Source organism: Streptacidiphilus melanogenes, assembly GCF_000787835.1.
Lineage (GTDB): Bacteria > Actinomycetota > Actinomycetes > Streptomycetales > Streptomycetaceae > Streptacidiphilus > Streptacidiphilus melanogenes.
Map to the genome: position 1 here is coordinate 151,005 of NZ_BBPP01000009.1, position 19,008 is coordinate 170,012.

Here is a 19,008-nt window from a genome sequence, read left to right on the forward strand (position 1 = left end):
TGCGCGGCCGCGGTCGGCCTGCGCAGCGCCCTGATCCGCTCCGCCAGCTCGCGCTCCCCTGCGCGCTTGGCCTGGTCAGCGGCCTTGTTCCGGGCCGCGGTGAACTCGCCCGGCGGCAGCGCGAACAGCGCGTCGGCGACGTCGTCGAACCCGGATACGTGCGGGTTCCCGGATGCTTGTGACGCCGCCGGCAGTCGGGTTCGCCGCTGCGCGCCCACCGGAGGATGCCCGCCTTCGGCCGACCCTCGAGTCATACCTGCCGCGTCCCTGAGTCGCCTGCCCGTCCCTTCTCCCAGTTTCAGCGTGGAAGCGTGAGTCGGCGAGTTCGTCGACCTGCCCTTCGAACCCGGTCGGGCGGTGCGCGGCGATGCCCCGCACCGCCCCTCGGCCTGGCCCGCAGCCGCTACGCGGCCGGTGGCTCCAGTGGTGGGCGGGAGTCCGAGGTGAGCTCGGGGGCGTAGAGGGTGGCCAGCGGTTCGGGGCCGGCGTAGCGACGACAGGTGCACTGGGCGACCGGCGCGCCCTTGGTCTTCCCCTCGCCGTCGCTGCCGCCGACGCCCTTGCGCTTGACCTCCGCGTAGCAGCGGCCGTCGTGGAGGTCGTGGTACGCAAGGTGGTGGCCGCAACCGCAGACGGGGTCGGGACCCCGCAGGGCCTTCTCCTGCCCCTCGCGGCGCTCCTTGCGCATGCGCCGGACCCGGTCCAGTGTCCCGTTGACGGCGTAGCCGCCCGCCATGAGCACCACCGCGATGCTGATCGCGTCCACGTTCCCCCGATTCCCGGCTTCCCCCCGTGGCGAGCCGTCCGCACGAGGATCCTACGGAATCGGACGCGCCCGCCAGCTGTTCGGACGGAGGTCGCTGCGCACCCTCCCCCTCGTCCGCCTGATGTGGCGGGCCGTCAGCCCGCGGCTAGGCAAGGATCTCCGGGCTCTGCACGTTCATGTAGTACTGCACTCCGGACCCGAAGTTCGCCCAGAAGCCCACCTGCACGTACACCGGGTGTCCGACCTTGGCGAGGTCCGTCGACGAAACGTTGAAGTAGTGGTTGCCCGAGAAACCGGGGACCCAGTTACCGGTGCCGCTGAACGTGTCGTAGCAACCGTAGTTGTACACCCAGGCGTGGGTGACGGCATCGACGAGCTGGGCGCAGGGGTCGGACGGGTAGTCGGCGTTGATTCCGATACCCGCCTGGATCGCGTCCTTGTCGGCGGGGTTGACCCGGATGCAGGAATCGACGTTCGCGCCGCCCCAGTTGGCCCACGAGTGGTTGGTCATGTTGTCGGACCGGCACGCGTAACCGCTCTCCTGCGCGGACGCCGAAGGGGCGGTGAACAGGACACCTGCCCCGGCGGCGCCGAACGCGGCAGCAGTAGCGACAATGCGCTTGAGCATGGCTTCTCCTCGAATTCTGGAAGTGTCTGAGAGCGTCGGACGGGTCCGCCGGTCCCTGTCGTGCGTGGACCGGCCGGCGGACCCTGGCGCCCCGCAGCGGGGCTTTGCGGCGTACGACCCGGCCTTCGGTCGACCGGGGCTTCGCCTCGCCCGCCGTGCGCGAAGTGGCAGGACCAGATTGCTTGGGGTGGCTTCGCGGAGTCTCGTTTCCCGCACGAATCCGCACACCCGCCCGGACGCCGACCCCGACCACCAACGCACCCACAGGTGTCCCGACCGGCGGCGGGCACACCGGAGAAGGCGGTTCCTCCCGCTGGTCTTCTCACCGGTGGGTCGGTAACGTCGTGAACTTCGCCTGGCGCAGACCGGTGGAGTCCTCGAAGGCGAACGCCGATGACCGACATGCAAGTTCGACGTGCGGAGCTTCGCCTCGAAGGGGCCCTCAGGGGGCTCGCCGACGCCTTCCGCGGGGCGACCGCACGCCCGGACGAGAACAACTGCGCGTGCCACTGGGGCAGCGCCGAGGAGCTCGCGCTCCTCAAGGTGCCGGACGTGACGCTCGATCCCGATCTCCTCCGACGGGCGTGGCAGGACTCGGGCTGGAGCGACCACGGCTCGGTCCTTCGGCGCATCCTGCCCCAGCTCGCGGGCGCCGTCGTCGACAGCACGTCAGAGTCGTTCCCGTACTGGGACGAGATCGGCGTCTCCCTCGCGCGCGGACACTGGCAGGAATGGCCCGCGGAGCAGGCCGCGGCGGTGCGGGAGTTCCTGCGCGCGTTCTGGGCCCACGGCCTCGTCGCCACCGACCCCACCGCGCAGGCGCACACGCACACGCACCAGGCCCTCGTCCTGTGTGCCGAGGCCTCCGGCGAGCTGGGCCCCTGGCTCGGCATCTGGGAGGAGACGGAGCATCCGACGGCCGACCGGCACCTGGCGGAGGCCGTCGACGCGTGGGACTACGACCTGCTCGTCGACCGCCTCCCCTGGACCACGTGGCACGACGAGGAGGACATGGTGGCCGTGCTGACCGCGTGGCTCACCCGTCACGCCGCCGCCCGGCTCAGGGCGCACGACGCCCCGGACTCCCTGCTCCAGCGCCTGCGGTTGATCGGCCTCCCCGGGGACGCCCGATGGGAGGATCCGTACTGGCCGCAGTACACGTACTGACCAGGGCCCGGACCTGCCCCGGCGTGGGCAGCAGAACGCCCCCGTGCACACCTTGGTGCACGGGGGCGTTGGGGGGCGTTCAGCGTCAGTGCGGGAGCACACCCTCAACGGCGTGCAGGGTGTGGTCGATGACGTTGCCGTTCGAGCAGTTGTTCACATGGTCGCCGACCCAGTCGCCCAGGACGGGCACGACCGCGACCTCCTGCAGGCACACGGCTGCTGCGGTGAGGTTCCAGTTGTTGGCGGCGTTGACGCCTCCGCCGAAGTTGCTGTCGTTGTCCGCCTGGGCGGGTGAGGCGACAGCCAGGGCGGTGAGGGTGATCGCGGCAAGCGCGATGATCTTCTTCATGCCCTGGGAACGACGGCCCTGGCGTCCGGTCACCGCACGTACGTCCGACCGGCCTACGAGTCAGGCAGGAGTGCGGGGCGCGAACGGGAGCAGCTCCTCGCGGCCCTTGCTGACCACGCCGTAGCTGGCCTCCGGAACCTCGACCCAGGCACCGGGCAGGTTCCCGATCGGTTCGGACACCACCAGGCGCGCGTCATCGGCCACCTTGTCGCGCAGGACGGCCATGTCCGGATACATCTCCCTGAGCTGGGGGACGCTGCGGTTGAAGTACAGCGAACGGGACTGCCCCGCGCTCGAATACCGGAAGGCCCACAGGGAGTCGCCGTCGCTGGTCGCGATCGTCCCCTGGAAGGGGGACTCGTGTCCGTGTGCCCGCCCCAGCGTCTCGACGAATCCGATCGCGCGCGCGACGGCGCCCGGAGGGTCGTCCTCGAGCCCGAAGGTGAGCGCCAGGTGGAACAGGAGCTCGGAGTCGGTCGTCCCGCTGATGTTCAGGTAGAGCGTGGGATCGACCGCGAAGGCGAGATCTCGTTTGATGTCACGGAACCCGTCGATGAAGCCGTTGTGCATCCACAGCCACCGCTGGTACCGGAACGGGTGGCAGTTGGTCTGCTGGACGGACGACCCGATGGCGGCGCGGATGTGGGCGAAGAACAGCGGTGAGGTGATGTGCACCGACAGCTCGCGCAGGTTCGTGTCGTTCCACGCCGGCTCGGTGCTGCGAAAAACGCCCGGCTCCTCCGTACCGTCGGAGTACCAGCCGATCCCGAACCCGTCACCATTGGTGGTCTCGGCTCCGAGCTTGGAATGCAGACTCTGGTCGATGAGCGAGTGGACCGGCGTGTAGAGCACGTTCGTCAGCCGGACGGGAGAGCCCCAGTAGGCAAGCCATCGGCACATGGTCGACCTCCTAAGCCATGCTTTCCGGGCTGCCCGCGTAGCTCACGAGCGCCCAGACGATGAAGACGTCGATCGCGATGATCACCAGGCTCCAGACCGGAAGGTAGACCAGGAACAGGAAGCTGGCGACGATGCTCAGGCTCGCCAGCCAGATCCCCAGCGTCCGTCCCCAGGAGGCGTCCCTGAGCACGCCCAGTCCGGCGACCACCGACAGCACCCCCAGGGCCATGTGGATCCACCCCCAGGCCGTGAGGTTGAACTTGTAGGCGTACGTCCCGACGTTGGCGTAGATCGAGTTCCCGGCGACCGCCGCAATGCCCTGCAGGACCGCCAGGACGCCGACGACCAGCAGGAGAACCGCCGCGAACCTCATCCCGCCCTGGACCGGGGAAACCGACGCAACGCGGGCCGATCTGGAAGGCACAGCCATGACGTGCTCACTTTCGTGGCGGACGAACTCTCCGTGCGGTGACCGGCGCCCTCACCCGCCAGTGGACCTGGCATCGGCCTCGATCTCGGCGGCGTCTGCCTTCAACTGCCTGGTCTCGAGCTTCTGGGCCTTCCTCATCGACGCTTCGATCTTCGCGCCCATGTCGGAGACACCGACGACGACGAGGCCCGCCTGACCCGCGTCCAGGTGCTCGCCGAGTTCCTTCAGGTCCTGCCGGCTCATTCCCGCGGCCGCGTGGCCGGCCAGGGCGCCGAGAACCGCGCCACCGCCCGCCGTGGCCGCCAGCAGACCGCCGCCGATCGCGGCGAACGGGAACAGCGCGACAACCAGCCCGGTCGCCAGACCCACGCCTGCGCCGAGAACCCCGCCGGCGCGGGTCGGCGTCTCGTGCTTCTTCTTGATCCTGACTTTGCCGCCCGCCTCCCGCTCGACCACCGCGGCGTCGTAGGCGTCGATCAGGCCCGCCTTGGCGTGCAGGTCTTTCACGAGGTCGTAGTCGGCCTCGGCGTCGGCGACCGAGTCGTACACGCCCACGTAAGCGATGAATGTGTCCGCTGCCATCACACGACCTCCGTTGGACGAGCAGGCCACAAGCAGGCCACAACAGCTTCAACGAGGCACCGTCTCCCAGCGTAGACGCGGCCCTGCTCCACGGCACCGGGACGCATCACCGGCCTCGGGACGCACGGCCGCCGGCCGCCGTCCGGGCCGCCGGGTCGGCCGACCCGCCCGCGGTGACGGGCGCGGGCGGGCGACCCGGCCGCAGCGGTGTGGGTCAGCCGCCCTGGCCGGCGCTGCCGATCGGGCCGACCTTGACCGGGGTGCCGGCGCCGTCCGTGACCGGCAGCGTGCCGGCGCCGGGCCAGCGCAGGGTGACCGACCTCGTCTCGTCCGGCGGGGTCACCACCAGGCCCGTGACCCGGACGCCGGAGCCACCCGAGCTGTTCACCGGGTAACTGATCCCGAAGAACGTCGACGCCCCGCTCTTGAGAACCGCCCGGACGACCGGTTCACCCGACCGCTGCGCGGACAGCGCTCCCGCGCTGGTCTGCAGGTCGACGCCCGCGTACCCGGCTATCACGCAGTCCTTGCCGCCGCGGTTCTTCAGCTCCACCACGACGGTGCCACCGGAGTCTCCCCCGATCGTGCGGTCCACGGCCGTGATGCCCAGTTCGTCGGTCCTGCACTCGGCGACCTTGCTCTTCTGGGTGGAGCCGGTCCCGGCAGCCGTGCCCTGTGCACCGCCCGAGGCCGTCCCCCCGCTCTGACCCGAGGTGCCCGCAACCGAACCACCGGCCGGGGCCGAAGCGGTGGACACGGACGGCGCGGACGACGGCTGGCCCTGGGCCGTGCTCCCTGCTCCGCTGCTCTGGCAGGCCGTGAGCGAGAGTCCTGCGGCAACGGCCAGGGTTGTGAAGGTCAGCTTGTGAACGCGCATGGTGTCTTCCTCGGTGTCGGGTGGCGGTGCCGGCGCCCCGGTGCTCGTTACCGGTTCGGTCCGAGCGGGCGGCCTCTGGTGGTCACGACCGTCCGGCCGGGAGAACCGTTCCGCCCAACTGGCCGTCAATACAGTGCTGTTACAGGCGCGGTCGGCCGCGACGCGCACCATGCCCAGGCCCACCCGCCGCTGGACAGGCCGCCGGCCACCTGGGACGGCGGTTGCCGTCAGCGCCGGCATTCGTTCGCGGACGTCGTTTCTGGGACAGACCCGTGACCCAGTGGATCTTGACCACTCGACCGGCTCGGGATGCGCACTCGCGGCGGCACACCGATTGTTGAGCTATGCGAGTCGTCGTCACGTGGATGGAACAGGGCCTCGCCGCAGCCGCCGACGGTCCGGTCCGCTGGCGCGTCTTCCATGCCGCCGACACTCCTCAGTGGACCCTGTGCGACAAGAGCACCGCCGGGCTGCGCGCCGTGCCCGCCGAATCCGAGTCGTGGCCTCCGACTCCCCGGAGCAACGACAGCGTCTGCCCCACCTGTGCGGCGCGAGCCCAGGAGCCGCTGGCCTTCTACTGACCGGCGGGCGTCGCTCACAGGCGCACGACGACGAGGGCGATGTCGTCACCTGCTCCGCCGGCGACACCGAGGTGGGCGAGGAGGGCGTCGGCGAGGCGTTCCGGGGCGAGGGTGGCGTTGCGGGCCAGGATGGCGGTCAGGCGGGCCAGGCCGCAGTCGATGTCTTCGTGTCGGCGCTCGACCAGCCCGTCGGTGTAGAGAACGAGGGTGTCCCCGGTGCTGTAGTTGAGACCGGCCTGGGGGCGCGGCACGTGGGCGGGGCGGGCGCCCAGCGGCGGGTCGGTGGCGGCGTCGAGCAGCTCCCAGCCGCCGTCGGGGTGCAGCAGGACGGGCGGCGGGTGACCGGCGTTGCTGTAGATGATCAGACGGCTGCGCGGATCCACCATCACCTTGACGGCGGTGGTGTTGAGGGCTCCGTCGACGGACCGCGAGTACAAACCCAGCACCTCCAACGCCTGGGCCGGTCGCTCCAGGGCGCGGATGGCGGCGCTCAGCGCGCTGCGGAGCATCCCCATGACCGCGGCGGCCTCCAGTCCGTGCCCCACGACGTCCCCGACGGCGACGGCGAACCGGCCGTCGGCCAGGTCGACCACGTCGTACCAGTCGCCGCACACGTTCAGCGATCCGACCGCGGGCAGGTAACGCACCGCGATGTCCTCGTGCCGGGCCAGGTCCGGGGCGGTGAGCATGGCCTCCTGCAAGGTGACCGCGATCTGCCGCTCGCGGTTGTGGGCGTAGCGCAGCTCGTCGTTCAGCCGCTGCAGTTCCCTGGCCCTCGCGTACAGCTCGGCCTCGAGGGCCTCGCGTGAGGTGAGCCGGGCAGCCGCGCCGCCGGCGGGGTGGGACAGGACGTAGGCGGTGACGTCCTCCACCCGGTGGATGATCCACGCCACGCTGCCGTCCTCGGCGAGCACGGGGGTGTTGATCGGGGACCACCAGCGCTCCTCGAAGGCCCCGGGCCGGCCCATGATCGGGATGTCGTACTTCTGCAGTGCCATGGTGTCCGGCTCGCGGCTGAGCAGGACACGGTGCAGCGAGGCACCCAGATTGCGCACCCCGTCGGCGTCCGGGTCGGCCGGGTTGTCCGGGAACGCCTCGAAGACGTGCTTGCCGACCAGGTCCTCCCGGCTGCGGCGGGTCGCGTCGAGGTAGGCCTGGTTGACCTCCGCGATCACCAGGTCCGGGCCGAGGACGAGGTACGGGCTCGGCGTGGCGGCGAACAGCGCCGCGTGGTCCATCGCGTGCCCCAACCTCGCCTCCCGACCTGCGCCGTTTCCCCCGCTTCCCACCGTAGGGGCGGCGCGGCTCCGCCGCCCGGCAGCCCGGGCCGACCGGCGCGGGCTCAGCGCCGGCCGCCGTAGCCGACGGGCAGTGGGGCGCGCAGACCGTCGGGCGCGGCGAGGGCGTGGGCGAGCAGGGGCGAAGGCTCTCGACCGGCGAGGGTGTCGTGGACGAACTCGGCGGTCACCGACCAGAAGTCGGCCGCGCGGCGCATCAGGAAGTGGTTGGCGCCCGCGACTTCCAGCCGGGCGACGGGGGCGACGGCGCGGGCCCGCTCGGCGTAGGCGAGGGACTTCGCCGCGGAGGCTTCGCTGTGGTCGCGATCGCCGTGAACGATCAGCACCCGGCGTGAGGCGAGCTGTTCGACGGGCTCGTCGGGCGGCAGCCAGGGCGCCACGCCGCAGACGCCGACCACCGACTCGTGGCCTGCGGCCCGGAACGCCGCGCGGCCGCCGAGCGAGTTGCCGACGAGGCAGACGGGCACGTCCCCGTAGCGGCGTCGCAGCTCCTCCAGGGCCCACAGGGTGTCGGCAAGGGTGCTGGCTTCTTCGCCGTTCCAGCCGCGGTAGCGGTAACGGAGCGTACGGACGGCGAGGCCGGCCTCGCCGTCGGCGTCCAGCAGTCGGCTGACCAGGGGCCCCAGCGTCCACTCGACGAAGCGGAGCGGACGTCGGTGGCTGCTCACGGACCCGCCGGGGAGCAGCAGGGCGACGCCCCGGACGGGGCCGCTCGCCTCGTGGGGGCTGAGTTCGGGCCTGCGCGCCGCGTGCTTGTTCATCGCCACCTCCGGGTCACTCGCGCCGTTCGGCGCTGTGAGTCCACTCTCCGCCGGGTGGCCGGTCCGTCGGCAGTGTCGGGGCTCCGTTCCGGGAGGGGACATTCGTCATGACGCGGCCTGCGGTGTGTCACGTGAGCTCGCAGACAAGGGCTCTGAAAAGCCGTCACAGGAGCCAACCGGAGCCGGCAACGGCCCCCGGTGCCGCCCGCCCCACAGCCCTGACCGCCCCCTGGTGGACGCCGCCCACTCGCCCCGGGGCGGAGGTGTGCCCAGAATCGAGGCATGGGTGAGAAGTGGACGGCTGCCGACCTGCCCGACATGACCGGGACCACGGTGGTGGTCACCGGGGCGACCAGCGGCCTCGGCCTGGTCACCTCGCGTGAGCTGGCCCGCGTCGGCGCCCATGTGGTGCTCGCCGTGCGCGACACCCGGCGCGGCGAGGACGCCGCGCGCTCCTGCGGCGGCAGCACCGACGTGCGGGAGCTCGACCTCGCGGACCTGGCCTCGGTACGCCGTTTCGCCGGCGCGTGGGAGGGACCGCTCGACATCCTGATCAACAATGCCGGGGTGATGGCCATCCCGCAGCGCCGCACCGTCGACGGCTTCGAGATGCAGCTCGGCACGAACCATCTCGGACCGTTCGCGCTCACCAACCTGCTGCTGCCGCAGATCACCGGGCGGGTCGTGAGCGTCGCCTCGAACGCCCACCGCCGGCCCGGCGTCGACGTCGACTTCGACGACCTCAACTCGGAGCGTGACTACAGCCCGTGGCGGGCCTACCAGCAGTCCAAGCTCGCCGACCTGCTGTTCGTCCGGGAACTGCAGCGTCGCCTCGCCGCTGTCGGCTCCTCCGTCACCGCCCACGCGGCCCACCCCGGCTACGCGGCCACCAATCTGCAACGCGGGACCGGGAGCGCCGTGCAACGCCTCCTGATGTCGTTCACCAACCGGTTCGTGGCCCAGTCCGAGAGCATGGGCGCACTCCCCCTCCTCTACGCCGCCACCCAGGAGCTGCCGGGCGGCAGCTACACCGGCCCCGACGGACGCGGCGAACTCAAGGGCCACCCCGCTCCGGCCGTGCTCAGCGACAACGCCCGCGACCCCGAACGGGCCCGTCGTCTGTGGGAGGTCTCGGAGAGCCTGACCGGGGTCTCCTTCCCGTTCACGACCCCGCCGGGGTCAGGGTCGTGAACTCCTCGTCCGTCAGCTGGACCGACGCGGCCGCGATGTTCTCCTCGAGGTGGGCGACCGACGAGGTCCCCGGGATCGGCAGGATCACCGGGGAGCGGCGCAGCAGCCAGGCGAGGGCGAGCTGCGCGGGCGTCGCGCCGTGGTCCGCGCTCATCTTCGCCAGCGGGCCGTCAGGGGCGGCGAGCGTGCCCGTGGCGATCGGGTACCAGGGGATGAACGCGAGGTTCTCGGCCTCGCAGTAGTCGACGACCTGCTCGGCGCTGCGGTCGGCCAGGTTGTAGCGGTTCTGGACCGAGACGATCTCGGCGCTCTCGCGGGCCCGCCGCACCTCGGCGACCGAGACCTCGGAGAGGCCGATGTGACGGATCTTCCCCTCGCTCTGGAGCTGCGTCAGCGCGCCGAGGGACTCCTCGACCGGAACCTTCGGGTCGATGCGGTGGAGCTGGTACAGGTCGATCCGCTCGACGCCGAGGTAGCGCAGACTCAGCTCGGCCTGCTGCGTCAGGTACTCCGGTCGCCCGTTGGGGACCCACCGGTCGGGGCCCTGCCGGGTGAAGCCGCCCTTGGTCGCGATCACCAGGTCGTCCGGGTACGGGTGCAGCGCCTGCTTGATCAGCGGCTCGCTGACGGCCGGACCGTAGGAGTCTGCCGTGTCGATGAACGTGACCCCGAGCTCGACCGCCCGCCGCAGCACCCGGACCGCCTCGTCCGGGTCCCGCGGCTCACCCCAGACGCCGGGCCCGGTGATGCGCATGGCCCCGAATCCGAGGCGGTGCACCGGCAGGTCGCCGCCGAGGGGGAAGGTGCCGGAGGCTGCTGCGGGTGACGACGTGCTGACCACGGGTATTCCTTCTTTCCAGGCGTACCGACGACGTTCTACGGGCCAAGATCCCATGTCGCAGCGCTGCGACGCTTCCGGCCCTCACCCCTTCGGGTGAGGGCGCCGTCGAGGTGCCCGCCAGGGGCCCGAGCCCACCATGGACTTGTCCGCGCACCTACCCGCCGGGGGAAGGAGGAACCCCCACCGTGGTCGTGAGCGGAGTCGCGGTCACGCGGCGGTTTCCAGGAGGCGCTTGAGAGTGGCGAGTTCGGTGTCGACGAGGGCGATCTGCTCGTCGAAGAAGGCGTCGCTGAACGCCGGGGGCTGAAAGAAGGTGATCATGAATTCGCTGCCCGTGCCGTTGGGGACGACCCGGGCGGGGACCTGCCAGGACGCCTGCTCCTCGACGTAGTCGTGGTCGAGGAGGCCGAGGTCGGCATTGCTGCGGATGCGCAGGCGGGCGGGTCCGTGCGGGGTGGCCATCAGCCACCAGTCGGGGTCGTCGGTGGGCTCGATCGCCTTGACGTTGACCACGGCCCACGCGGGCCAGTTGGCCGGATCGGCGAGAAAGGCGAACACGTCGGCGACGGGGCGGGCGATGGTGACGGTCTTCGTGACGGAGCGGGCGGTGGCGGGGGTGGTGCTCATGAGGAGGTGCTTCCCTTTCCTGGCGGTGGGGTCGTGACGCCGACCAAGTCCCGGATCCAGTCCTCCAGTTGGCGGCGACGGTCGGGCGTGAGGGCGGCGAAGAAGTGAGCGTCGTTGCGGTCGGCGATCTCGGCGAGGCGAGGCGCGAGGTCGCGTCCCTGCTCGGTGAGGGTCAGCCGCAGGATGCGCCTGGAGTCCGGGTCGGGTTCGCGGGAGATCAGGTCTTTGGCGATCAGCCGGTCCACCAGGCGGGAGACCGCGCCGACATCGATGTCGACGTAGCGGGACACCTCGCGGGTGGTGGTCGCGTCGCCCCGGTAGACGGTGATCAGCACGGCCCACTGGGCCACGGTCACGCCGTGCTCGGCGAGTTGCTTCTCGAAGCGGCCGTGGACCTCGTCGGACAGGCGGCGAAGCCAGTAGCCGAGGTGGTCGTGCAGCCCGCTGGTCTGTGCAGTCACAGTTCCAGGGTGAACTCCGGAACAACTGTTGTCAAGACAACAATAGTCGCCCTGCACAGCACGGAGCGCCCGTCGGTCGGCCGACGGGCGCTCCGGAAGGGACGAGTGGGGGACGGCCGCCGGATCAGGCGCCGGGAATGCGGGCGCAGATGGCCTTGGCCGTGACCTGGAAGGTGGTTCTGGTGGTGTTGCGGATGGTCCCCCGGTAGGAGGTGTCGCTGATCGGTCCGGCCTCGTAGACGTACACGCCGCTGCTGATGTAGTTGTTCGGCGTGACGCCTCCGCCGGTGACCAGCGTCCCGTCGGGGCAGGTGGCGATGACGGTGCAGAAGGAGTCAGGGCCGCAGGTCTGGGTGTGCGACACCTGGGCGTAGTGGACCGGTGCCTTCGCCACCGCGTGACGGGCGGGCACTGCTGCCGGGGCGGGCGCGGCCGCGCTCAGCGCGAGGAGCGCGGACAGGGCCGTGAGGCCGAGAGCCGACGCGGCTCCACGACGGGTGAGCGGACGAGATCCGGTGTGCATGGGCCGATGACCTGCTTTCTTGGGAGCTGCCCCCTGCGCGGAGGGCCACGACGGCCCCGGGCGGGGCGCCTCGTCTCATCGTGCGATGAACACACCAAGGAGCAGGCTGGACACACCCGTACCTCCACCTCATCGGCCTAGAGTTCGCCCTCCCCACTCCACATTCGGAGCGCCCTGGGCGCGACCGGGACGCCAACTCCCGCAGCACCGCCGGGTTGTCGAACTCGATCAGCGGGAGGGATCCAGCTCGGCCTCGTCCGGCGCGCTCGCGGCGTAGGCGGGCGGGCGGAGGTGTTCGACGTGGCCGAGGGCCTGGTCGAGGAGGTCGGCGACGTGGTCGTCGTACAGGGAGTAGACGATCGAGCGGCCGCGCCGCTCGGCATTGACCAGACCGAGGTTGCGCAGCAGGCGCAGTTGGTGGGAACAGGCGGAGCGCTCCATGCCGACGGCGTCGGCGAGATCGGTGACCGCACAGGGGCCCTCCTGGAGCTGGGCCAGGATCAGCAGCCGTGACGGGGTGGCGAGCGCCTGCAGCGTCATGGCGACCGTGGCCGCGCCGACGGCGTCGAGGCGTTCGCGTGCGGAGACGGTGCGGTTCATCCCGTGGCCCATCCCACCATCATACTGAGCACACATGAAGACGCATTCACATGTTCCCGTATAGTTGGGTTAATCGAAGCCTTTCCCTCCGCTTGGAAGAGCACCCATCCATGTCGACCACCCTCCTCGACCGCCCCGCCGCGCCGACGGCGTCGTCCGTCGCACCGCGACGCAGGACGCGCGTCCTGGCGCTGGCCGAGGCGCGCTGGGCGCTCGCCGCTCTGGCGCTCTTCGCGATCGCGCTGCCGCTCCAGCTCGCGGGGGTCACCGCGTGGGTCTGGGGTCCGCTGTACGCGCTCTGCTACGCGGCCGGCGGCTGGGAGCCCGGCTGGGCCGGGATGACCGCGCTCAAGGAGAAGACGCTCGACGTCGACCTGCTCATGATCGTCGCAGCGCTGGGAGCGGCGGCGATCGGACAGGTACTGGACGGCGCCTTGCTCATCGTCATCTTCGCCACCTCCGGGGCCCTGGAGGCGCTGGCCACCACCCGTACCGCCGACTCGGTGCGCGGCCTGCTCGACCTCGCGCCCGCGACCGCCACCCGGTTGCTGGACGACGGGGCAGAGGAGACGGTCGCGACCGAGGCGCTCGCGGTCGGCGACGTGATCCTCGTCCGCCCCGGGGAGCGTGTCGGCGCTGACGGCCGAGTGCTGGACGGCGCGAGCGAGGTCGACCAGGCCACCATCACCGGCGAGCCGCTCCCGGTCGCCAAGCAGGAGGGCGACGAGGTCTTCTCCGGCACGCTCAACGGCACCGGCGCCCTCCGCGTGAAGGTCGAGCGCGACGCCTCCGACTCGGTCATCGCCCGCATCGTCGCCATGGTCGAGGAGGCGTCCGAGACCAAGGCCCCCACCCAGCTGTTCATCGAGAAGGTCGAGCAGCGCTACTCGCTCGGCATGGTCGCCGCGACCCTGCTGGTCTTCGCCGTCCCGCTCGCTTTCGGTGCGGCTCTGTCCGGGTCGCTGCTGCGCGCCATGACGTTCATGATCGTCGCCTCCCCGTGCGCCGTCGTGCTCGCGACGATGCCGCCGCTGCTGTCCGCGATCGCCAACGCCGGACGACACGGCGTGCTGGTCAAGTCGGCCGTGGTGATGGAGCAGCTCGGCCAGGTCCAGGCCGTCGCCCTGGACAAGACCGGCACCCTGACCGAGGGCACGCCCCGCGTCACCGACCTGCGCCCGCTCCCCGACAGCGACCTGACCGAGGACCAGCTGCTGGCTCTCGCTGCGGCTGCGGAGCACCCGAGCGAGCACCCGCTCGCCCGCGCCGTCGTCGACGCCGCGCGTACCCGCGAGCTGCCGCTGACCGCGGCGGAGGATTTCACCTCCGCCCCCGGCGTCGGCGTCACCGCCACCGTCGAGGGCCGCAAGGTCACCGTCGGCGCCCCCGCCCGTCTCCTGGAGGGGCACGCGGAGGCGGACGCGGGTGCCGCGGTCATCACGGGAGAGCTCGAGGACGCCGGACGCACCGCCGTGCTGGTGCTGCGCGACGGCACCCCGGTGGGCGTGCTCGGCATCGCGGACCGGCTACGCGCCGATGCCGCCGCCACCGTGGCCCGCCTCGGTGAGCTCACCGGCCAGGCGCCGATCCTGGTCACCGGTGACAACCCGCGGGCCGCCGCGCGGCTGGCCGCCGAGGTCGGCATCTCCGACGTGCGCGCCGGGCTGCTGCCGCAGGACAAGGTCACCGCGGTCACCGAGCAGGAGCGGGCCGGCCGTCGCACCATGGTCGTCGGCGACGGTGTCAACGACGCCCCGGCGCTGGCCGCCGCCCACACCGGCGTCGCCATGGGTCGCGCGGGTTCCGACCTCGCTCTGGAGACCGCCGACGCGGTCGTCGTCCGCGACGAGCTGGCCACCGTCCCGACGGTGATCGCGCTGTCCCGACGGGCCCGCAGGCTTGTCCTGCAGAACCTCGTCATCGCCTCCGTGTTCATCACCGGCCTGGTCGTCTGGGACCTCGCGGGTCGTCTGCCGCTGCCCCTGGGCGTGCTGGGCCACGAGGGCTCCACCGTCATCGTCGGCCTCAACGGCCTGCGCCTGCTGCGCGACGCCGCCTGGCGCCGCGCGGGCGACGAAGAGGCGGCGCCCCGGTGAGTCGCCGCGCCCCGGGCGGGCGAGGCGGTCTTCGCCCCCGCGACGGGGCGGCCCACCCCACGATCACCGTCTGCCGGGGCTGCCGCCGCAGGTGCGTGGCAACCCCCAGCCGGACCCAGAGCTCCTCAGGACGACCCGCTCGGCCAGCGATCTCCGGATGACTACTGTGTGCGTGTGACCGGAGCAAAGGACGACGTCGTCGAGGTGTCCAGGGCCGTACTGCTGCGGCGCGGCTTCGCCCTGGAGTACGCCACGCTGGGTTGGAACGTCGTCGGCATCGCCGTTCTGGCCGTCGCGGCGGTCACCGCACGGTCGGTGGCGCTGGCGGGATTCGGTCTGGACTCGCTCATCGAGATCGGCGCCTCCACCGTGGTGATCTGGGAACTGTCGGGCACCGGCGAGGAGCGGCAGCGGCGCGCGCTCCGGCTGATCGGGATCGGTTTCGCGCTGCTCGCGGCGTACCTGTCGGTGCAGTCCACCGTGGTGCTGGCGACGGGCTTTCGGCCACACCACTCGACGCTGGGGATCGTGTGGACGGCCATCACCGCCGCGGTGATGTTCCTGCTCGCCTTCGGCAAGGCCCGCACCGGTGAGGCGCTGGACAACCCGGTGCTCAGAACCGAGGGACGGGTCACCCTCATCGACGGTCTGCTCGCTGCCGCCGTGCTGCTGGGACTGATGCTCAACCTGACACTGGGCTGGTGGTGGGCCGATCCGGCCGCCGGGTACGTCCTGGTCTACTACGCCGTCCGGGAGGTCAGGGAGATCTTCTTCGCTGAGCAGTGACCCGCCGGTTGCCCGATCCCGCTCACCAGACGCTCCGCCAGGAGGAGGTTCCCGAACGCATCCCGCGGCGTCCGTGCCCCGCCTGTAGCATCGGCGCATGTCGACACCTGACGCGCTGCTCGTTGAGATCGCCACCACCGTCGAAGCCGAGCAGACCAATCAGATGCCCCTGACCGTGCTCGTCCACGGCGCGGTCATCACCGGCAGGCTCGTCCCGGAAGGGGTGTGGCGCGAGCACGTCGCCGAACTCCTGCGGGACTCCGAGCGGTTGGGGCCCTTCGCGGGCATCTTCAAGGGACCGGCCGACAACGCTCCGTCCCGGACGGCCGAAGCTCCTTCGCACCTGCACTTCCACCTGGCCCGGATTCTCCAGGGCCATGTGGGCATCCCGGAGACCGGCGGCATGTACCGGATCGCCATCAAGGACGTCAGCGCCTGGACCGCAGGGGATTTCAGCTACGTCGACCTGTAGCCACGGTGCCGGGACGCGGGCCGGACGGTCGCCCGGTTGGAGGCGGGGCTCGGCGTGCGCCTGTTCGACCGCGCCTCACGCGGGGTCGCCCTGACCGAGACCGGCGCATCGCGCACGTGGGCGCGGTGGAGTTCGCCACCATCGCGGCCGCCGACGACTCCTGGCGCCGAGCGGCTCCGGCTCGTGCCGTCCTGCTCAGGCGGACAACGCAGCGGCCGTGGGGTCCTGGGCCACGCCCTCCTGGAGGCGGCGGGCGTCACGGTCGGGCCGCAGGAAGCAGACGGCGAGCACACCGGCGGTCACCACCAGTGCGGCGGTGAGTTCGAACGCGCTGCGGTAGCCGCTCGCGGCGTCGGGGGCCGTATCGACGATCTGACCGGTGATCAGTGGTGACAGGGCCCCGGCCAGGGCGTAGAAGCAGGTGACGACGCCCAGGACGACGCCACGCCGTTCGGGCGGGCACAGTCGCGCGACGGCCAGCTGCGCGGCGGTGAGGACGACGTTCGCCGCGGCCATGGGGCCGAGCAGCAGCGCGATCTGGAGCCAGACGGGACCGCCGAAGGCGAAGCCGGCGGCGCCGATCCCGGCGACGCAGACCAGCAGGCCGGTCCCGGCTCCCACCGGCAGACGGCGGGTGGAGCCCGCCTGCGCGGGGGCGGTCCGGCCGGTGCGCACTCCGTGGACGAGGAGGACCGCCCCCGCCGTCAGGCCGGCGGCGAGCGTGATCAGCCCGGTGTCTCTGCTGCTGACGCCGTGGACCTGGTGCATGTAGTCGGGCATCCAGGTGAGGTTGGCGCTCAGCAGCCAGTAGGCGGCGAAAGAACCCAGGGACGCGCTGACGACGGTGGGGCTGGTGAGGATCGACCGGTAGGAGGCGGACCCGGTTCGGCCCCCCGGGGCCGAGGAGGCAGCCTCCTGCTGCGGAGCGAGCGGTCCTTCGCGGCCCAGGCCCAGCCACAGGCCGGTCCAGGCCAGCCCCGCCGCGCCGACGAGCGCGAAGGCGGCCCGCCAGCCCCATGCGCTGTTGACGGCGGTGATGACCGGTCCGGCCAGCGCCACACCGCCGGCGGCCCCGGTGATCAGCAGGGCGGTGGGCAGGCCTCGGTCGCGGTGAGCGAACCAGCCGTGCAGGTGGTGGGCGGCCAGCGGCGCGGCCGGACCTTCGGCGGCGCCGAGCAGCAGCCGGGTGCCCACCAGCATCCCGAAGCCGGCCCCGAGCGCCAAGGGCAGCTGGGCGGCCGACCACAGCAGGGCGAAGACGGTGAGCAGCAGGCCGGTGCGGACCCGGCGGGCCAGCAGCGGCACGAGCAGCGCGGAGAGGCTGAACAACGCGAAGAACGCGGAGGCGGCGGTGCCGTACTGCTGCCGGGTCAGGTGCAGGTCGCGCATGATCGGGTCGGCGCACAGGCCGAGAACGGTCTTGTCGGCGAAGTTGACCAGCATGAAGCCGAACAACAGCCAGGCGGTCGTCCACGCCTTGCGGCGCGTGGGGGGCACGCCGGGCTCGGTGGGGCTCACGCCTCGCCGCCCGTGGTCCGCACGTCGCCGGAGGCGATGACGGTGCCCAGGCTGTCGCGTTCGCCGGTACGGTTGGCGGCGAGGATCTCGAACATGTCCCGGCCCGCCGCCTGCGCGCGGGATTCGCAGGCGGCCCAGGTGAAGACGCCCTTGGCCATGGTGGAGCGTTCCAGCTCGGCGCGGCGGCCGTAGACGTCGGCCCGCACCGCGGCGACGTCCCGATCCCCGGGCGCGGCCTGGGCGGCCCACTCGGCCAGGTGCGCGGCCAGTCGGTCCTCGCCCTCGGCCAGCAACACGGTGGCACGCGCCGCGAGTGCCCGCGGGCCGCCGGCGAGTCGGGCGACCTCGGCGGCGAGCGCCGCGTCGGGGGCGGACTTGAGATGGGCGGGGTTCTGGTCGTACCAGCCGCCGAACTGCCGCCACAGGTTCCGGACCACGAACTCGGGCTCGTCGTACAGCGGCCGCAGGTAGGGGCGGGCGAGCAGGTGCCCGGGGGCGTGGACGGTGTGGACGATCTCGTCCAGGCGGGCCCCGGCGTTCATCAGATCCAGCGTCTGCTCGACGAGGGTCTCCAACAGCTCCGCGGTCTCCCCCAGCGCCTGCCGGACCCGGTCCGCGCCGACGATCGGCACGCCGTGGCCCGGCAGCAGGAGCTCGGGGTCGAGGTCCTGCATGGCGCGCAGGGCGCGGGCCCAGTCCTGCGGGTACCGCTGGACCTTCTGGGGGTTGCCGGCGTTGGGTGCGTTCCAGATGAAGAGGTCACCGGTGCAGAGCGCGCGCAGCTCGGGGATCCAGACCCAGGTCGCGTCGTCCGTCTCGCCGCGCGCGTGGTGGAGCTCGAAGGTCAGCTCGCCGCGGCGGTAGGTGAGCGTGTCGCGGTAGACCGTGTCCGGGCACCGGTACTCGGTCGGCCACTCCAGTGCGGGGAGCTGGAACTGACGGCGGTTGATCCAGCTGTTGTAGCCCGCCGTCGCCGTGTAGCGGTCGAAGCGCTCGGCGACCAGCTCGTGCGCGATCACTTCCGGCCGATGACCGCCGGCTGCCTCCGCCTCGGCGTCGAAGGGGCCGACACCGAAGACGTGGTCGACATGGCCGTGCGTGAAGACCACCGCCGTGACCGGCGCGTCCGACCAGGCGCGCACCTGGCGGTGCAGCTCCCCGGCGGTCCGCCACTCCCCGGAGTCGATCAGCACGAGGCCGTCCCCCGTGTCGAAGGCGGTGACGTTGGCGAAGTGGGCGAAGATCGCGGCTCCGGCCGCGACGGGAATGAGTCCGTCCTTGGACCAGACACCGCTCATGTGCTCGGCGATGGAGGCTTCGCCCTCCCAGACGCGGTCGAGATAGGCGCGGTAGTCGGCCGGGACGCGGTCGCTCACGGGTCACTCCTCAGCGCAGGTACGAAGTTGACGCGCCCGGGGCGGCCGTCCCCGGGCTGTCTGCGAGTCTGTGACGGGGACCATCTGGACACAACCGGTTGGCGTCACACAGGCTCTGTGACGGCTCACAACCCCTTGGTCCCGTGCAGGCGGCTGCATGCGGCGCCCCTGTCGAAGC

Annotated in this window: 22 protein-coding genes and 2 pseudogenes; 7 read left to right on the forward strand and 17 right to left on the reverse strand. The window is 71.7% G+C overall.

Going from position 1 to position 19,008, the window contains the following annotated elements:
• The 3 genes and pseudogenes from TR49_RS43790 to TR49_RS13055 form a co-directional block, all read right to left on the reverse strand.
• A pseudogene (locus TR49_RS43790) lies at positions 1-218 on the reverse strand (hypothetical protein); the annotation flags it as partial.
• Between the two features lie 185 nt (positions 219-403).
• Entirely contained in the window at positions 404-766 is a 363-nt protein-coding gene (locus TR49_RS13050; protein ID WP_052434253.1) for a hypothetical protein, read from the reverse strand.
• A 145-nt stretch (positions 767-911) separates the two neighbouring features.
• Positions 912-1,394, reverse strand: a complete 483-nt coding sequence (locus TR49_RS13055; protein WP_042381115.1) for a hypothetical protein — start codon at positions 1,392-1,394, stop codon at positions 912-914.
• A gap of 393 nt (positions 1,395-1,787) precedes the next feature.
• Here TR49_RS13055 and TR49_RS13060 point away from each other — a divergent pair, with 393 nt between their 5' ends.
• On the forward strand, positions 1,788-2,561 hold the full coding sequence (locus TR49_RS13060; RefSeq protein WP_042381116.1) for a hypothetical protein: 774 nt from the start codon (positions 1,788-1,790) through the stop codon (positions 2,559-2,561).
• 85 nt (positions 2,562-2,646) lie between these two features.
• Here the strand turns inward: TR49_RS13060 and TR49_RS13065 are convergent, their stop codons facing one another.
• From TR49_RS13065 to TR49_RS13085, 5 genes are all read right to left on the reverse strand, one after another.
• Complete coding sequence (locus tag TR49_RS13065; RefSeq protein ID WP_042381117.1) at positions 2,647-2,910, reverse strand: hypothetical protein; 264 nt, start codon at positions 2,908-2,910, stop codon at positions 2,647-2,649.
• A gap of 60 nt (positions 2,911-2,970) precedes the next feature.
• Positions 2,971-3,810 (reverse strand): class II glutamine amidotransferase, encoded by an 840-nt coding sequence (locus TR49_RS13070; RefSeq protein WP_042381118.1) that lies wholly within the window; start codon positions 3,808-3,810, stop codon positions 2,971-2,973.
• 10 nt (positions 3,811-3,820) lie between these two features.
• Positions 3,821-4,183, reverse strand: a complete 363-nt coding sequence (locus TR49_RS13075; RefSeq protein WP_152627232.1) for a DUF7144 family membrane protein — start codon at positions 4,181-4,183, stop codon at positions 3,821-3,823.
• A gap of 108 nt (positions 4,184-4,291) precedes the next feature.
• On the reverse strand, positions 4,292-4,822 hold the full coding sequence (locus TR49_RS13080) for a DUF1269 domain-containing protein (RefSeq protein WP_042381125.1): 531 nt from the start codon (positions 4,820-4,822) through the stop codon (positions 4,292-4,294).
• Between the two features lie 214 nt (positions 4,823-5,036).
• Positions 5,037-5,699 (reverse strand): DUF4232 domain-containing protein, encoded by a 663-nt coding sequence (locus TR49_RS13085; RefSeq protein WP_042381127.1) that lies wholly within the window; start codon positions 5,697-5,699, stop codon positions 5,037-5,039.
• A 344-nt stretch (positions 5,700-6,043) separates the two neighbouring features.
• On the opposite strand from TR49_RS13085, the gene TR49_RS13090 reads away from it, so the two are divergent.
• Entirely contained in the window at positions 6,044-6,280 is a 237-nt protein-coding gene (locus TR49_RS13090) for a hypothetical protein (RefSeq protein ID WP_042381129.1), read from the forward strand.
• Positions 6,281-6,294: 14 nt separating this feature from the next.
• Here the strand turns inward: TR49_RS13090 and TR49_RS13095 are convergent, their stop codons facing one another.
• The gene (locus TR49_RS13095) at positions 6,295-7,518 is read right to left on the reverse strand and encodes a PP2C family protein-serine/threonine phosphatase (RefSeq protein WP_042381131.1); all 1,224 of its coding nucleotides are present in this window, start codon (positions 7,516-7,518) and stop codon (positions 6,295-6,297) included.
• A gap of 104 nt (positions 7,519-7,622) precedes the next feature.
• Positions 7,623-8,339 (reverse strand): dienelactone hydrolase family protein, encoded by a 717-nt coding sequence (locus tag TR49_RS13100; protein WP_042381135.1) that lies wholly within the window; start codon positions 8,337-8,339, stop codon positions 7,623-7,625.
• 282 nt (positions 8,340-8,621) lie between these two features.
• Here TR49_RS13100 and TR49_RS13105 point away from each other — a divergent pair, with 282 nt between their 5' ends.
• Entirely contained in the window at positions 8,622-9,530 is a 909-nt protein-coding gene (locus TR49_RS13105) for an oxidoreductase (RefSeq protein WP_042381136.1), read from the forward strand.
• On the opposite strand, the gene TR49_RS13110 is transcribed toward TR49_RS13105, so the two are convergent.
• The 5 genes from TR49_RS13110 to TR49_RS13130 all read right to left on the reverse strand — a co-directional run bounded on the left by TR49_RS13110 (position 9,502) and on the right by TR49_RS13130 (position 12,594).
• A complete protein-coding gene (locus TR49_RS13110) occupies positions 9,502-10,425 on the reverse strand; it encodes an aldo/keto reductase (RefSeq protein WP_042381137.1) in 924 nt (307 codons plus the stop codon). The two genes, TR49_RS13105 and TR49_RS13110, sit on opposite strands and share 29 nt — an antisense overlap.
• A gap of 153 nt (positions 10,426-10,578) precedes the next feature.
• Positions 10,579-10,998, reverse strand: coding sequence for an SRPBCC family protein (locus TR49_RS13115; RefSeq protein ID WP_042381138.1), 420 nt, complete (start codon positions 10,996-10,998; stop codon positions 10,579-10,581).
• A complete protein-coding gene (locus TR49_RS43795; RefSeq protein ID WP_042381139.1) occupies positions 10,995-11,459 on the reverse strand; it encodes a MarR family winged helix-turn-helix transcriptional regulator in 465 nt (154 codons plus the stop codon). Before TR49_RS43795 ends, TR49_RS13115 begins: the two co-directional genes overlap by 4 nt.
• Positions 11,460-11,583: 124 nt before the next feature.
• Positions 11,584-11,982: a hypothetical protein gene (locus tag TR49_RS43800; RefSeq protein ID WP_042381140.1), complete on the reverse strand. Its 399-nt coding sequence runs from the start codon at positions 11,980-11,982 to the stop codon at positions 11,584-11,586.
• A gap of 228 nt (positions 11,983-12,210) precedes the next feature.
• Positions 12,211-12,594, reverse strand: coding sequence for an ArsR/SmtB family transcription factor (locus TR49_RS13130; protein ID WP_042381141.1), 384 nt, complete (start codon positions 12,592-12,594; stop codon positions 12,211-12,213).
• 98 nt (positions 12,595-12,692) lie between these two features.
• Here TR49_RS13130 and TR49_RS13135 point away from each other — a divergent pair, with 98 nt between their 5' ends.
• From TR49_RS13135 to TR49_RS46385, 4 genes and pseudogenes are all read left to right on the forward strand, one after another.
• Positions 12,693-14,678, forward strand: a complete 1,986-nt coding sequence (locus TR49_RS13135; protein WP_042381142.1) for a heavy metal translocating P-type ATPase — start codon at positions 12,693-12,695, stop codon at positions 14,676-14,678.
• A gap of 174 nt (positions 14,679-14,852) precedes the next feature.
• Positions 14,853-15,464, forward strand: a complete 612-nt coding sequence (locus TR49_RS13140) for a cation efflux transmembrane domain-containing protein (RefSeq protein WP_042381144.1) — start codon at positions 14,853-14,855, stop codon at positions 15,462-15,464.
• Positions 15,465-15,561: 97 nt separating this feature from the next.
• Entirely contained in the window at positions 15,562-15,936 is a 375-nt protein-coding gene (locus tag TR49_RS13145; RefSeq protein WP_042381146.1) for a GvpU-like protein, read from the forward strand.
• Positions 15,937-15,969: 33 nt separating this feature from the next.
• Positions 15,970-16,029 (forward strand): annotated as a pseudogene (locus TR49_RS46385) (hypothetical protein); the annotation flags it as partial.
• Between the two features lie 102 nt (positions 16,030-16,131).
• On the opposite strand, the gene TR49_RS13150 reads toward TR49_RS46385, so the two are convergent.
• Positions 16,132-17,454 carry an MFS transporter gene (locus TR49_RS13150; RefSeq protein ID WP_042381148.1) on the reverse strand — a complete coding sequence of 441 codons (1,323 nt, stop codon included), beginning with the start codon at positions 17,452-17,454 and terminating at the stop codon, positions 16,132-16,134.
• Positions 17,451-18,830, reverse strand: coding sequence for an alkyl sulfatase dimerization domain-containing protein (locus TR49_RS13155; protein WP_042381150.1), 1,380 nt, complete (start codon positions 18,828-18,830; stop codon positions 17,451-17,453). The genes TR49_RS13150 and TR49_RS13155 overlap by 4 nt, the downstream gene beginning before the upstream one ends.
• Between the last annotated feature and the right edge of the window lie 178 nt (positions 18,831-19,008).

What these genes read in the sequence shown, in the direction of transcription:
- TR49_RS13055 (WP_042381115.1), bottom strand. Translation starts at nt 1,394, where the DNA reads ATGCTCAAGCGCATTGTCGCTACTGCTGCCGCGTTCGGCGCCGCCGGG.
- TR49_RS13060 (WP_042381116.1), top strand. Translation starts at nt 1,788, where the DNA reads ATGACCGACATGCAAGTTCGACGTGCGGAGCTTCGCCTCGAAGGGGCC.
- TR49_RS13065 (WP_042381117.1), bottom strand. Translation starts at nt 2,910, where the DNA reads ATGAAGAAGATCATCGCGCTTGCCGCGATCACCCTCACCGCCCTGGCT.
- TR49_RS13070 (WP_042381118.1), bottom strand. Translation starts at nt 3,810, where the DNA reads ATGTGCCGATGGCTTGCCTACTGGGGCTCTCCCGTCCGGCTGACGAAC.
- TR49_RS13075 (WP_152627232.1), bottom strand. Translation starts at nt 4,183, where the DNA reads ATGAGGTTCGCGGCGGTTCTCCTGCTGGTCGTCGGCGTCCTGGCGGTC.
- TR49_RS13080 (WP_042381125.1), bottom strand. Translation starts at nt 4,822, where the DNA reads ATGGCAGCGGACACATTCATCGCTTACGTGGGCGTGTACGACTCGGTC.
- TR49_RS13085 (WP_042381127.1), bottom strand. Translation starts at nt 5,699, where the DNA reads ATGCGCGTTCACAAGCTGACCTTCACAACCCTGGCCGTTGCCGCAGGA.
- TR49_RS13090 (WP_042381129.1), top strand. Translation starts at nt 6,044, where the DNA reads ATGCGAGTCGTCGTCACGTGGATGGAACAGGGCCTCGCCGCAGCCGCC.
- TR49_RS13095 (WP_042381131.1), bottom strand. Translation starts at nt 7,518, where the DNA reads ATGGACCACGCGGCGCTGTTCGCCGCCACGCCGAGCCCGTACCTCGTC.
- TR49_RS13100 (WP_042381135.1), bottom strand. Translation starts at nt 8,339, where the DNA reads ATGAACAAGCACGCGGCGCGCAGGCCCGAACTCAGCCCCCACGAGGCG.
- TR49_RS13105 (WP_042381136.1), top strand. Translation starts at nt 8,622, where the DNA reads ATGGGTGAGAAGTGGACGGCTGCCGACCTGCCCGACATGACCGGGACC.
- TR49_RS13110 (WP_042381137.1), bottom strand. Translation starts at nt 10,425, where the DNA reads ATGGGATCTTGGCCCGTAGAACGTCGTCGGTACGCCTGGAAAGAAGGA.
- TR49_RS13115 (WP_042381138.1), bottom strand. Translation starts at nt 10,998, where the DNA reads ATGAGCACCACCCCCGCCACCGCCCGCTCCGTCACGAAGACCGTCACC.
- TR49_RS43800 (WP_042381140.1), bottom strand. Translation starts at nt 11,982, where the DNA reads ATGCACACCGGATCTCGTCCGCTCACCCGTCGTGGAGCCGCGTCGGCT.
- TR49_RS13130 (WP_042381141.1), bottom strand. Translation starts at nt 12,594, where the DNA reads ATGGGCCACGGGATGAACCGCACCGTCTCCGCACGCGAACGCCTCGAC.
- TR49_RS13135 (WP_042381142.1), top strand. Translation starts at nt 12,693, where the DNA reads ATGTCGACCACCCTCCTCGACCGCCCCGCCGCGCCGACGGCGTCGTCC.
- TR49_RS13145 (WP_042381146.1), top strand. Translation starts at nt 15,562, where the DNA reads ATGTCGACACCTGACGCGCTGCTCGTTGAGATCGCCACCACCGTCGAA.